This is a genomic window from Arthrobacter sp. TJ-178 (assembly GCF_058269275.1).
This window is the reverse complement of record NZ_JBZCNK010000002.1, coordinates 80,043-93,639: the sequence shown is the minus strand read 5'-3', so window position 1 is coordinate 93,639 and position 13,597 is coordinate 80,043. Positions and strand designations below refer to the sequence as shown.

Here is a 13,597-nt window from a genome sequence, read left to right as displayed (position 1 = left end):
GCTCGGTGCGGACCGAGACAGGAGAAATGTGGCCAAGGTCCGCGTACACGAGCTCGCCAAAGAGCTCGGCATCACCTCGAAGGATGCAGTTGCAAAACTGCAGGAACTGGGCGAATTCGTCCGTTCCGCTTCATCAACAATTGAGGCACCCGTAGTCAAGAAACTTCGCGGCGCCTTCCCGGCGTCCGAATCGAAGTCCGATTCCAAGCCCGCGGCATCCGCAGGCACCCCCGGTCCCCGCCCGTCGGCAGCACCCGCTGCTCCGGCTCCGGCGGCGCCCACCCCCGCCGCATCGGCTCCGGCCGCTCCGGCTCCCGCAGCACCGGCTCCGGCAGCTTCAGCTGCTCCGGCACCGGCGGCACCCGCCCCGGCAGCACCCGCTTCGGCTCCGGAGGCTCCGGCCCCCGCTGCGCAGAAGCCTGCCGCTGCTCCGACGTCGGGCGCCAAGCCCGGTGCACGTCCGGCCCCCAAGGCCCCCGAGGCTGAAAAGCCTGCTGCTTCCGCCGAAACCGGCACCCGCAGCAATGCTCCCCGTCCGGGTGCACCGCGTCCCGCGGCACGTCCGGGCAACAACCCGTTCGCCCCTTCGCAGGGCATGCCGCGACCCCGCGGCCGCGGCGAGAACGACCGGGGAACCGGCGCACCGCGTCCGGGCAACAACCCGTTTGCTCCGTCCCAGGGAATGCCCCGTCCGGGCCGTCGTGACGAGAACACCGAGCGTCCGGCAGCAGCTGGCGCCGGCGGTCCCCGTCCGGCAGCAGGCTCCGGCGGACCGCGTCCGGGCGCTCCGCGTCCCGGCGCACCCCGTCCGGGCGCCCCGCGTCCGGCATCGGCACGTCCCGCCGGCCCCGGCGGTCCCCGTCCGACTCCGGGCATGATGCCCAACCGCACCGAGCGTCCGGCAGCCCCGGCACGCGGCGGTGCCGGCGGCGGTCCCCGCAGGGGACCGGGCGGCGCTCCGGGCGGAGCTCCCGGTGCAGGCGGCGGCGCACCCGTTGGCGGCGGCTTCGGCAAGGGCGGCCGCGGACGCGGCGGCACTGCCGGTGCTTTCGGCAAGGGCGGCGCAGGACGCGGCAAGCAGCGCAAGTCGAAGCGGGCAAAGCGGCAGGAACTGGAGCAGATGTCAGCTCCGTCGCTGGGCGGCGTTTCGGTGCCCCGCGGTGACGGCAACACTGTTGTCCGTCTGCGCCGCGGTGCGTCCATTACGGACTTCGCCGACAAGATTGAGGCAAACCCGGCAGCACTGGTGACCGTACTGTTCCACCTCGGTGAAATGGCAACGGCTACTCAGTCCCTGGACGAAGAGACGTTCGGCGTCCTGGGTTCGGAACTGGGCTACAAGATCCAGGTTGTCTCGCCAGAAGACGAAGAGCGCGAACTGCTGAGCACCTTCGACATCGACTTCGATGCCGAGCTGGAAGCAGAAGGCGACGAAGACCTCGAGGCACGTCCTCCGGTAGTCACCATCATGGGTCACGTTGACCACGGTAAGACGCGCCTGCTGGATGCCATCCGCAACACCAAGGTGGTTGAAGGTGAAGCCGGCGGCATCACCCAGCACATCGGTGCCTACCAGATCCAGTTCGATCACGAGGGCACTACGCGTCCGATCACCTTCATTGACACCCCGGGCCACGAGGCGTTCACCGCCATGCGTGCACGTGGTGCCAAGGTGACCGACATCGCCGTCCTGGTTGTCGCAGCCGACGACGGCGTCATGCCTCAGACGATTGAAGCGCTGAACCACGCCCAGGCAGCAGATGTGCCGATCGTGGTCGCAGTGAACAAGATCGATAAGGAAGGCGCCAACCCGGAGAAGGTCCGCGGCCAGCTGACCGAATACGGCCTGGTTCCCGAAGAATACGGTGGCGACACCATGTTCGTAGAGGTCTCTGCCCGCCAGAACCTCAACATTGACGCCCTGCTCGAGGCCGTGCTGCTCACCGCAGACGCTGCCCTGGACATGCGCGCCAACCCGAACAAGGACGCCCGCGGTATCGCAATCGAAGCGAACCTGGACAAGGGCCGCGGTGCAGTTGCCACCGTTCTGGTCCAGTCCGGAACGCTGAAGGTCGGCGACACGATCGTGGCGGGAACGGCCCACGGCCGCGTCCGTGCCATGTTCGACGAGAACGGCGAAAACGTCACCGAAGCCGGACCTTCCCGTCCGGTGCAGGTGCTGGGTCTGTCCAACGTTCCCCGCGCCGGTGACACGTTCTTCGTGACCGACGACGAGCGGACCGCCCGCCAGATCGCTGAAAAGCGTGAAGCAGCGGACCGCAACGCCGCCCTGGCCAAGCGCCGCAAGCGCATCAGCCTCGAAGACTTCGATCAGGCTGTGGCTGACGGCAAGGTCGACACCCTCAACCTCATCCTCAAGGGTGACGTTTCGGGTGCCGTGGAAGCTCTGGAAGACTCGCTGCTCAAGATCGACGTTGGCGAAGGCGTGCAGCTGCGCGTCATCCACCGCGGCGTCGGTGCCATCACGCAGAACGACGTCAACCTGGCGACTGTGGACAACGCAGTCATCATTGGCTTCAACGTCAAGCCGGCCGAGCGCGTTGCCGACCTGGCAGAGCGTGAAGGCGTGGACATGCGCTTCTACTCCGTCATCTACGCAGCAATCGATGACATTGAGCTTGCACTCAAGGGCATGCTCAAGCCCGAGTACGAAGAGGTCCAGCTCGGCACCGCCGAGGTCCGCGAAGTCTTCCGTTCCTCCAAGTTCGGAAACATCGCCGGCTCGATCGTCCGCTCCGGTGTTATCCGGCGCAACGCCAAGGCACGGGTCACCCGTGACGGCAAGGTCATCGGTGACAACCTCACCGTTGAGTCGCTCAAGCGGTTCAAGGACGACGCCACCGAGGTCCGCACGGACTTCGAGTGCGGTATCGGCCTGGGCTCGTTCAACGACGTCAACCAGGGCGACATCATCGAAACCTTCGAAATGCGGGAGAAGCCGCGCGTCTAGCAGTACCCTGCGGGGCCGCCGGTATTCCGGCGGCCCCGCCCCGGCGGGAGGGCCAGCAGCCATGGTGCGGCTGGCCTCCGCCGAGGTCGGCCCGGCTTCCGGATTGCTCCGGTCCTGCCCGCCGACACATGACGCACACGACTGACCGGCCTGCGCCGTCGTCGTGCTGCGACCCACAAAACTTAGTTAAGGAGAGGTAATGGCAGATCCAGCACGCGCTGCAAAGCTCGCTGACCGAATCAAGGTTGTAGTTGCCCAGGCGCTGGAACGGCGGATCAAGGATCCCCGGCTGGGGTTTGTGACCCTCACTGACGCCCGTGTCACCAACGACCTGCAGCACGCCACGCTGTATTACACAGTTTTCGGCGATGAAGCCCAGCAGGCAGACACCAAGGCAGCACTGGAGTCCGCCCGCGGTATCCTGCGCGCCGAGGTCGGCAAGAACATCACCGTGCGCCTGACGCCCACGCTGGAATTCGTCCCTGACGAGATCCCCGTGAACGCCAGCCACCTTGAGGAACTGATCCGCGCCGCTAAGGCCCGCGATGCAGAGTTGGAAGCCCTCAAGAAGGGCGCCACCTATGCCGGCGACGCTGACCCGTACCGCAAGGACGAGGACTTCGAAGACGACGACGAGGCCGATGAGGAAACTCAGGCCGGCTCCGACGCCAAGTAGGCTTTTCGCGCATCAGACAAAGAGGACGGTTTCCCTGCGGGGGAGCCGTCCTTTTTGCTGTGGCCCGTCGCTGCCGGGTGGGCAGAGAACTGATTCAACCGGCGGATCCACGGCCGGGGCGGATCCTTCGTGCAGTTCCCGGGCTATACGGGGGTCGGCAGATTCCTTCGTGCAGTTCCCGGGCTGATACGGGGGTCGGCAGATTCTTTCGTGCAGTACCCGGGCTCAAAGGCATGTTTTGGAGACGAATAAGCCCCTTATCTGAACGAAGGATCGCGCCATGACCCGTGATCTGCACGAAGAATTGCGCGAGCCCCGGATGGGCCCGACTGTCGAGATCGTGCGGTAATGCTGCATCCACTGACGCGACGATCGCCTTTTGGGGCTTCGGAAGCGGCATCATCTCAACACTGGGGTGGGGGAAGCGGCACTATCTCTACACTCGGGGCATCAGGGCAGCCGGGGTCCCTCCGCGGTGCCGGAAGCGCCGGCACGGGGCAACTACCTCGTCTCGGGCACGAAGACATCGGAAGGGGCGGCGGGGCCGGCGCGGTCCGGAAGCCGTCCCAGTCCGGTCACCAGCTCCTCGCGGGATCCGCACAGGGCAATCCGGATCCACCCTTCGCCGATGGAGCCGAAGGCGGTGCCCGGAGCCACAGCAACTCCCTGCTCGGCGAGGAACTTCCGGGACCAGGCCCGTACGTCGCCCGCCGATGCATGGGAGACGTCCGCCCAGAGGTAGAACGCACCCTGGGCCTTCAGATACGGAATTCCCTTGGCATCCAGGACGGCAGCGGCGGCGTCCCGGTTGGCCCGGTAGTGTTCGGCGGCTTCGCTGACGTAGTCCTGCGGGCCGGTCAGGGCAGCGAGAGCAGCGTACTGCGACGGCGAGGCCACGCAGGACACGATCGACTCCATGGCAGTGCTCATCTGCGTTTCCAAGCCGGCCGGAGTGATCAGGGCGCCGATCCGCAGGCCGGTCAGGCCGTAGGTTTTGGAAAGCGTAACGGACACGATGACGCGTTCCCCGCCGCCGGCCGGCGCATCCGAACCCGTCCCGGCGCCGTCGTACGCCAGCGGACTGACGTGGGGGACGTCGTAGGTGAACGCCTCGTAACACTCATCGGAAATGATCCACAGGTCCCGGCGGCGGGCGAGCTGGACCAGGTCCGCCACGAGGTCCGCGCTGAATACGGCGCCCAGCGGATTGGACGGGGAGTTCAGCAGCAGGACGCGGGTCCGCGGGGTAATCAGAGCCTCAATGTCCTCGATGCGCGGCTGGAAATCGTGTTCGGGGTACAGCGGATACTCCACCGGCGTCGCGTGCAGCAGCCGGGCCGTCATGGCGAAGGTGGGATAGCCGGGATTCGGAATGAGAATTTCATCGCCTGCATCCAGCAGCATGCTCATGGCCAGGTGCAGGCCCTGCTGGGCGCCGGACGTCACAAAGGCCCGGCCCGGGGCAACCTCGACACCGTTCTGCCGGCCGGTGCGCTCCGCGAAGGCTGCGCGCAGCGGCATGATGCCGGCGTTGGGGGTGTAGCCGGTCTCGTCCCTGCCCAGCGTTGCGGCGGCGGCTTCGAGGATGTGCGGCGGTGTGGGGAAGCCGGGTTCGCCGATGCTGAGCACAATCGAATTCGGCTGCGCCCAGGCCGACTGGGTGATTTCCCGGATCTGGTTGGCGGACGCATTCCGGACGTGGGGTGAGAGCTCAGGCATCTGTGCATCGTATCGCCACTGCGGCGTCAGGAACCTTAGGCCGGGGCCGCATATACTGAAAGGCGTGAATTCCGGGCAGGTCCGTTCAGGGCTGATTATTGTGGACAAGCCGCAGGGATGGACCAGCCACGATGTGGTCGGCCGCCTGCGGAAACTAGCGGGAACCCGAAAAGTGGGGCATGCAGGGACATTGGATCCCATGGCCACCGGAGTGCTGGTGGTGGGCATTAACAAGGCCACCCGGCTGCTGACGTACATTGTGGGCACCTCCAAGACCTATGAGGCCACCATCCGGCTGGGCCAATCAACGGTCACCGATGATGCCGAAGGCGAGATCACGGCCGAGACCATTGCGGCGGCGGTCACCGACGAGGACATCATGGCAGCCGTCGCGGATTTGACCGGCGACATCCAGCAGGTCCCCAGCAGCGTCAGCGCCATCAAGGTCAACGGCGAGCGTTCCTACGCCCGCGTCCGGGCCGGGGGAGAGGTCAACCTGCCCTCCCGCCCGGTGACCGTGTCCCGCTTCGAGGTGCACGATATCCGCCGCGAACACGGCGGGAAACTGCGCGACGTCGACGTCACCGTTGACTGCTCCTCGGGCACCTACATCCGTGCGCTGGCACGCGACCTGGGAGCGGCCCTCGGCGTCGGCGGCCACCTGACCGCCCTGCGCCGCACCTGCGTGGGCCCGTACAGCCTGGAGCAGGCCGCTACGCTGGAGCAGCTGGCCACGGACCTTTCGGTCCTGGAGCTCGACGACGCCGCCCGGGCCCTGTTCCCGGTCCGTGAACTCAGCGACGCCGAAGCAGCCGATCTTTCCCACGGCCGCCGCATCCCGCCGTCGGACATTGCAGGCGTGGACGCCGCCACCCCGGTGGCCGCGTTTGCCCCCAGCGGCACGCTGGTGGGACTGCTGGAGAACAGGGGCCAGGCCGCAGCGGCCTTCCCCGCCGCTTATGCCAAGGCCCTGCTGGTCTTCGCTCCGGGAAACGAGGCGGCGTAAGTGGTAGTCGATCCGCTGTTCATTGTGGGCACCGTCGTGTGCCTTGTGTCGGTGGTGCTGTGCTTCGGTGCGGCCATCCTGAAGCACGGACCCAATGACCTCACCATTCTTTCCGTGGCGGCCGTGGAGCTCTTCCTCCTTGTTTACGGTGTGGCTGCCGTTATCCGCCAGGTTGGCGGCGAAGGGGTTGCCGGAGAAGTCTGGGAGTTCTGGGGATACCTTTTCACTGCCCTCATTGTTCCGATCGGCGCAACGTGGTGGTCCCTCATGGACCGCAGCCGCTGGAGCAACCTTGTCCTTGGTGCCGTGGGCATCACGGTATTTGTCATGCTGTTCCGGATGGAACAGATCTGGGATGGAGCCCCCCTCGCATGAATGTGAATAAGTCCGAACCCGGTGCCGCCTCCGGCCGGGACGCGGCGCAGCCTGCAGCCCGCAACACCGGAGCAGGCCGACTGCTGGTGGCTGTCTACGCCGTTTTTGCGCTGTCCTCGACCGCCCGTGCCGTGTTCCAGATAGCCACCAAGTTTGACCAGGCGCCGCTGGCGTACCTGCTCTCTGCCCTGGCTGCCGTGGTCTACATCATTGCCACCGTGGGACTGTCCAAATCCGGGGCGTCGTCCTACCGGGTTTCAGTGGCCGCCGTCGGCATTGAAATGATCGGTGTGCTGGCCGTGGGCATCTTCGGACTGGTGGATCCCGCCGCGCTGCCCGATGACACCGTCTGGTCAGGGTTTGGAGCCGGATACGGCTACGTCCCGCTGATCCTTCCCGTGCTTGGCCTGTGGTGGCTTTACCGGCACCGGGCGGACGCGTCAGCCCGCGGCTGAGTCAACCCGCCTAAATCAAGCCGCGGCACCCTGGCCGCCGGGATGCCTGATGCGTGAGACGATGGCAGAAGAATGCATCACATCCGCACGTTTTCCATTCCTCCAGGGGGAAAAATGAGCAACTCGGCTTCCACACCCAGTGACCGCCAAAGCGGGACCGGCCCCGGGCAGTCCGCCCAGGGTGCAGCCGCGCAGTCGTCCGGCCAGCAGCCTGCCGCCGGAGGCCGGAAACCGCATGTTCCCGGCGTCAGCCAGGAGGCCCGGCCCACCGAGCGGCTGCAGGTTCCTCCGGCGGGCAAGCCGTCCGGGACCACCCCGGCCGGCCCCGCATCCGGCACCGGCGGCAAGCAGCGGACCAAGACCCGCAACAAGCCCTACAAGAGCAGCGATGACTGGGGCGTCTTCCGCGCCGTCGTCATTGGCGTGGGTGTCCTCATCGCCGGCGTCGGTGTCTACTACCTGACCACCGGAACGGCGGGGGTAGCGGACACCGGCGGAGGAGAAGTCAACGCCTCCCTGGAATCCCAGTTCCGCTTCTTCTCGGCCATGATGGTGGGTGTCGGCGCGGCCTTCATCGCCATTGCCGTGAAGTTCCAGTGGGCCAACATGCTGTGGCTGGTCTGCCTGATGGTCTTCCTTGGAGGCATTGGACGCGTGCTGTCCTGGGCCTTCAGCGGCACCCCGCACTACACGATGATCATCCTCATGATCCTGGAGCTGGCGTTCCCGCCGGCCCTGCTGGTATGGCACCGCTTCATTGCCAAGACGAGCGAACTGAAGCGGGAGTACAGCGAGGGTGCATCCGGCCCGCAGGGGACCGCTTCCGCCGGCGGTACGCAGGGCTGAACCTTTTTCGGCCATAATGGATAGGTCCGGTGCAGCCATGCGCTGCTCGGGCCGTATCTTCCGCGGCTCCGCCGCGACCCCGGAACGCCCGTTTTAAGGAGCTTGTGTGCACTACTGGAATGGCCTGGCAGAGGTTCCTGCCGGCATTGGTCCGACAGTAGTCACGCTCGGTAACTTCGACGGCGTCCACGTGGGCCACCAGCACGTGCTGGACCGGCTGGTGAAGGTGGCCCGCGAAAAGGATGCCGCCGCGGTGGCGATTTCCTTCGACCCGCATCCGGCCCAGGTGCACCGCCCCGAGGCGGCCCCGGAGCTGATCATGGGAGCAGTGGACCGGCGCGAGGCGCTGGCCGCCACCGGTCTGGACGGGCTGCTGATGATGCACTATGACCTGCAGCTGGCGTCCCTGACCGCTGAAGAATTTGTCCGCACGGTCTTCGTGGACGGACTCCATGTCCGCGCGGTGGTCATTGGACATGACGTGCGCTTTGGGCGCGGCAACGCCGGCGACCTGCAGACAATGCGCGAGCTGGGCGACAAGCTCGGCTTTGAGGTCCAGGCGGTCGAGGACTTCGGTGCCCTGCCGCAGGGGACCGGCGCCGAGGGTTCAGCAGCGTCCGAAGGCCGCCGCTGCTCCTCCACCTGGATCCGCGAAGCGCTGCGCAGCGGCGACGTACGCACCGCCGCCCGGCTGCTGGGCCGCACCCACCGCATGCGCGGAGAAGTCATCCACGGCGCTGCCCGGGGGCGGGAGCTCGGTTTCCCCACCGCAAACCTGGCCCCCGAAGCCAGCGGCCTGATCCCCGCGGACGGAATTTATGCCGGTTGGCTGGTCGATGAAGCCGGCATCCGCTGGCCCGCCGCCATCTCCGTTGGATCCAATCCCACCTTTGACGGTGTCAGCCGGCAGGTGGAAGCCCATGTGATTGACCGGCCGGACGAGAAGATCACCGATTTTGATCTGTACGGACAGCACGTGGTGGTGGAATTCGTGGAACGGCTCCGCGGCATGGTGGCGTATACCGGCCCGGAGGCCCTGATTGAGCAGATGCGCCTTGACGTGGCGCGCACAAGGGATGTGCTTTCGACAGATAGCAGCGGGGACAGGTAAACTGTTATCAAATTCGGCTGCGGTCCGTGGCGGCTGAATTTCTTTGTGTCTTTCAGGATTTATCCTAAGGCGCCAAGATCCCCGGCAGCGCAGTGCTGACTCGGGCCTCACGGCACAACTCTAGGAGAGTTACATTGGCACTTGATCCCGTAGTCAAGCAGGAAATCATCAAGGAATACGCTCGGGCCGAAGGCGACACCGGTTCGCCCGAGGTTCAGGTTGCAGTGCTTTCGCGCCGCATCCTCGACTTGACTGAACACCTGAAGACGCACAAGCACGACCACCACACCCGCCGCGGCCTGATGGCCATGGTTGGTCGCCGTCGTCGTATGCTTTCGTACCTCAAGGATACGGACATCACCCGCTACCGTGCGCTCATCGAGCGCCTCGGCCTGCGCAAGTAGTCTTTGGAGAGGGCGGCCCCTGCGTTTCGTGGGTGCCGCCCTTTTTCAGGCAGACATGGACACCGGCTCTGACCGGAAGCGCACCTGCCCTCGAATGATCCAGGCACTACGGCAGTAACCAAGCACTACAGCACATATCAACAGGAGTCAGCCAGCATCGCAGCATTCGCGGTCCTCGGTAGTGGTCTCCGGGAGTTTCTGCCCGTGGACCTCGATCGAAGACCGGGTGTTGAACCGAACCGCTTACAGCGGCGAACGCGTTTATTGGGACGGTGCTGGATGCCTCCGCCAACAAAGAAACGGAGGTGACTCTCTATGGAGGGTCCCGAAATTCAGTTCTCAGAAGCCGTCATTGACAACGGCAAATACGGCCAGCGCGTCATCCGCTTCGAAACCGGCCGTCTGGCCCAGCAGGCTGCAGGCGCAGCCACTGTGTACATCGACGATGACACCGTCCTGCTGTCGGCTACGTCCGCCGGCAAGTCCCCGCGTGAAGGCTTTGACTTCTTCCCGCTGACCGTGGATGTCGAAGAGCGGATGTACGCCGCCGGCCGCATCCCGGGCTCGTTCTTCCGCCGCGAAGGCCGCCCGTCCACCGAAGCCATCCTGGCCTGCCGCCTGATGGACCGCCCGCTGCGCCCCGCCTTCGTGAAGGGCCTGCGCAACGAGGTCCAGATTGTGGTCACCGTCCTGGCGATCAACCCCGACGTGCTGTACGACGTCGTTGCGATCAACGCTTCCTCCATGTCCACCCAGCTGAGCGGCCTGCCGTTCTCCGGCCCGATCGGCGGCGTCCGCGTTGCCCTGATCGACGACCAGTGGGTTGCCTTCCCGAAGCACTCCGAACTGGATCGCGCAGTGTTCTCCATGGTGGTTGCCGGCCGCATCGCCGGTGACGACGTTGCCATCATGATGGTGGAAGCCGAAGCCACCGACGCCGCCTGGAACCTCATCAAGGAAGAGGGCGCCACCGCCCCGACCGAAGAGGTTGTCGCCGAGGGCCTGGAAGCTGCCAAGCCGTTCATCAAGGTTCTGTGCGAAGCACAGTCGGACCTGGCTGCCCGCGCCGCCAAGCCCACCGTCGAGTTCCCGATCTTCCTGGACTACCAGGACGATGTCTACGAAGCCGTGGAAGCCGCAGCCGCTGACAAGCTGGCCAAGGTCTTCTCCATCGCTGACAAGCAGGAGCGCGACATTGCCGCCGACGAGCTCAAGGACGAAGTTGTTGCTTCGCTCGCCGGCCAGTTCGAAGGCCGCGAGAAGGAAATCTCCGCAGCATTCCGCTCCGTCACCAAGCAGGTTGTGCGCCAGCGCATCCTGAAGGACCAGGTCCGCATCGACGGCCGCGGTCTGACGGACATCCGCCAGCTGACCGCCGAGGTTGAGGTTCTGCCCCGCGTGCACGGTTCGGCCATCTTCGAGCGCGGCGAAACCCAGATCCTGGGCGTCACCACGCTGAACATGCTCAAGATGGAACAGCAGATTGACTCGCTGTCGCCGGTAACGCGCAAGCGCTACATGCACAACTACAACTTCCCGCCGTACTCCACCGGTGAAACCGGCCGCGTGGGTTCGCCCAAGCGCCGCGAAATCGGCCACGGCGCCCTGGCAGAGCGTGCGCTCATGCCGGTGCTGCCGACGCGTGAAGAATTCCCCTACGCCATCCGCCAGGTCTCCGAAGCCCTGAGCTCCAACGGTTCCACCTCCATGGGTTCGGTCTGCGCCTCGACGCTGTCCATGCTCAATGCCGGTGTTCCGCTGCGCGCTCCGGTTGCCGGTATCGCCATGGGCCTGGTCTCCGACCAGGTTGACGGCGAAACCCGCTACGCCGCCCTGACCGACATCCTCGGCGCCGAAGATGCTTTCGGTGACATGGACTTCAAGGTTGCCGGTACCTCCGAGTTCGTTACGGCCATCCAGCTGGACACGAAGCTCGACGGCATCCCCGCTTCCGTGCTGGCAGCAGCACTGAAGCAGGCCCGCGAAGCCCGCCTGCACATCCTCGGTGTCATGGACGCTGCGATCGATACCCCGGACGAGCTCTCCGAGTACGCCCCGCGCATCATCTCGGTGAAGATCCCCGTGGATAAGATCGGCGAGGTCATTGGCCCGAAGGGCAAGATGATCAACCAGATCCAGGAGGACACCGGCGCTGACATCTCCATTGAAGATGACGGCACGGTCCTCATCGGCGCAACCAACGGCGAATCCGCCGAGGCTGCCCGTGCGGCGGTCAACGCGATCGCCAACCCGCAGGTCCCTGAGATCGGCGAGCGTTACCTGGGTACGGTTGTGAAGACCACCACGTTCGGTGCCTTCGTTTCCCTGACACCGGGCAAGGACGGCCTGCTGCACATCTCCGAGCTGCGCAAGCTCGCCGGCGGCAAGCGCGTGGACAACGTTGACGAGGTTGTCTCCGTCGGCCAGAAGATCCAGGTGGAAATCACCAAGATCGATGACCGCGGAAAGCTCTCCCTGTCCCCGGTAGTTGCTGACGACGCCGAAGGCGCAGAAGCAGCGGAAGCCGAGTCCGCAGAGTAAATGCCGCATATTACTGATGGAAACCGTCCCGATGCCGGACACGCTCCGGCATCCGGGACGGTTGTCCGCCTTCCGCTGACCACTCTTCCCGGCGAACCGTCCCTGGTGACGGGAACTCCGGGAGGCGCCGTCGTACGCCGTTCCGTCCTTCCGGGCGGGGTGCGCGTGCTGACCGAGGCCATGCCGGGCCAGCGGAGCGCCACCATCGGTTTTTGGGTTGGTGTCGGCTCGCGGGATGAAGCCGCGGGCCGGCACGGCTCAACCCACTTCCTTGAACACCTGCTGTTCAAGGGCACCACGCGCCGTTCCGCGCTGGACATCGCACTGGCCTTTGACGAGGTCGGCGGCGAATCCAACGCAGCCACGGCCAAGGAAAGCACCTGCTACTACGCACGGGTGCTGGACAGCGATCTGCCGATGGCCATCGACGTCATCACGGACATGATCACCTCCGCGGTCCTTGACCCGGAGGAACTGGAGCAGGAACGCGACGTCATCCTGGAAGAAATCGCCATGGATGCCGACGACCCCGCGGATCTGTGCCACGAAAAGTTTGCCGAAGCCGTGCTGGGCGACCATGCCCTGGGCCGGCCCATCGGCGGCACTCCCGAAGCCATTATGAGCGTTCCGCGCGAAGCCGTGCTGGAACACTACCGGCGCTACTACCGGCCCACCGAACTGGTGGTCACCGCTGCGGGCGGCCTGGAGCACGACGACGTCTGCGCCATGGTGCTCGACGCCCTGAAGAAGGCCGGCTGGGATCTTTCCGAGGATGCCTCGCCCGCCCCGCGCCGCAACACCGACCCGGCCGTGATCTCCGGCACCGCCGGCGTGCAGGTCATCAACCGGCCCGTGGAACAGGCAAACGTGGTGATGGGGTGCCCGTCCCTGACGGCCACCGATGACCGCCGCTTTGCCATGAGCGTCCTGAACACCATCCTGGGCGGCGGCATGTCCTCGCGACTGTTCCAGGAGATCCGCGAAAAGCGCGGCCTGGTGTACTCCACCTATTCCTTCTCCGCGTCCTACGCCGATGCCGGCTACTTTGGCATGTACGCAGGCTGCTCACCGGCCAAAACCCGTCAGGTGATCGACCTAATGGGCAGCGAGCTGGAACGCCTGGCAGCGGACGGCGTGGACGAGGCTGAGCTGAAGAAGGCCCGCGGCCAGATTGCCGGCGGCATGGTCATGGCACTGGAAGACTCCAGCTCCCGCATGTCCCGCCTCGGCCGGGCCGAGCTCGTCAGCGGAGAGTTCATCGATATTGACGAGTCCCTCGCCCGCATCGGTGCCGTCACCGCGGAGCAGGTGCAGGCGCTGGCCGCCGAACTCGCCGCCGCACCGCGCACCATCACGATTGTCGGGCCGTTCAAGTCGAAGGAAGAACTGGGCTTTTAGTCTTCCCCTCCGACACAGCAGAAAGTGCGCTTCCCAAGGCTGGGAAGCGCACTTTCTGTCATCTCGGGGGGGGTAGGGGAGGCTGCCGGCTGTCC

The 13,597-nt window shown here is 65.6% G+C and carries 11 protein-coding genes; 10 read left to right on the top strand and 1 reads right to left on the bottom strand.

The genetic code is table 11. The features are described from left to right. Positions 1–28: 28 nt before the first annotated feature. Positions 29–2,971 carry a translation initiation factor IF-2 gene (infB, locus tag AC4D2Q_RS06785; RefSeq protein ID WP_490927325.1) on the top strand — a complete coding sequence of 981 codons (2,943 nt, stop codon included), beginning with the start codon at positions 29–31 and terminating at the stop codon, positions 2,969–2,971. Between the two features lie 199 nt (positions 2,972–3,170). Continuing rightward, positions 3,171–3,647 carry a 30S ribosome-binding factor RbfA gene (gene rbfA / locus AC4D2Q_RS06780; protein WP_490927326.1) on the top strand — a complete coding sequence of 159 codons (477 nt, stop codon included), beginning with the start codon at positions 3,171–3,173 and terminating at the stop codon, positions 3,645–3,647. Between the two features lie 501 nt (positions 3,648–4,148). Here rbfA and AC4D2Q_RS06775 read toward each other — a convergent pair. After that, positions 4,149–5,366 carry a pyridoxal phosphate-dependent aminotransferase gene (locus tag AC4D2Q_RS06775; protein WP_490945777.1) on the bottom strand — a complete coding sequence of 406 codons (1,218 nt, stop codon included), beginning with the start codon at positions 5,364–5,366 and terminating at the stop codon, positions 4,149–4,151. Positions 5,367–5,430: 64 nt separating this feature from the next. Here AC4D2Q_RS06775 and truB point away from each other — a divergent pair, with 64 nt between their 5' ends. From truB to AC4D2Q_RS06735, 8 genes are all read left to right on the top strand, one after another. Then, positions 5,431–6,372, top strand: coding sequence for a tRNA pseudouridine(55) synthase TruB (gene truB, locus AC4D2Q_RS06770; protein ID WP_490945776.1), 942 nt, complete (start codon positions 5,431–5,433; stop codon positions 6,370–6,372). Beyond that, the gene (locus AC4D2Q_RS06765) at positions 6,373–6,747 is read left to right on the top strand and encodes a hypothetical protein (RefSeq protein ID WP_490945775.1); all 375 of its coding nucleotides are present in this window, start codon (positions 6,373–6,375) and stop codon (positions 6,745–6,747) included. Beyond that, a complete protein-coding gene (locus tag AC4D2Q_RS06760; protein ID WP_490945774.1) occupies positions 6,744–7,202 on the top strand; it encodes a hypothetical protein in 459 nt (152 codons plus the stop codon). The genes AC4D2Q_RS06765 and AC4D2Q_RS06760 overlap by 4 nt, the downstream gene beginning before the upstream one ends. Before the next feature lie 114 nt (positions 7,203–7,316). After that, positions 7,317–8,048, top strand: a complete 732-nt coding sequence (locus AC4D2Q_RS06755) for a DUF4345 family protein (RefSeq protein WP_490945773.1) — start codon at positions 7,317–7,319, stop codon at positions 8,046–8,048. Between the two features lie 106 nt (positions 8,049–8,154). Further along, positions 8,155–9,159: a bifunctional riboflavin kinase/FAD synthetase gene (locus tag AC4D2Q_RS06750; protein ID WP_490927332.1), complete on the top strand. Its 1,005-nt coding sequence runs from the start codon at positions 8,155–8,157 to the stop codon at positions 9,157–9,159. 134 nt (positions 9,160–9,293) lie between these two features. Further along, positions 9,294–9,563, top strand: a complete 270-nt coding sequence (gene rpsO, locus AC4D2Q_RS06745) for a 30S ribosomal protein S15 (RefSeq protein ID WP_104055387.1) — start codon at positions 9,294–9,296, stop codon at positions 9,561–9,563. Positions 9,564–9,878: 315 nt separating this feature from the next. Beyond that, complete coding sequence (locus AC4D2Q_RS06740) at positions 9,879–12,104, top strand: polyribonucleotide nucleotidyltransferase (RefSeq protein ID WP_490945772.1); 2,226 nt, start codon at positions 9,879–9,881, stop codon at positions 12,102–12,104. Continuing rightward, entirely contained in the window at positions 12,105–13,502 is a 1,398-nt protein-coding gene (locus AC4D2Q_RS06735) for a M16 family metallopeptidase (RefSeq protein ID WP_490927334.1), read from the top strand. Positions 13,503–13,597 lie beyond the last annotated feature (95 nt).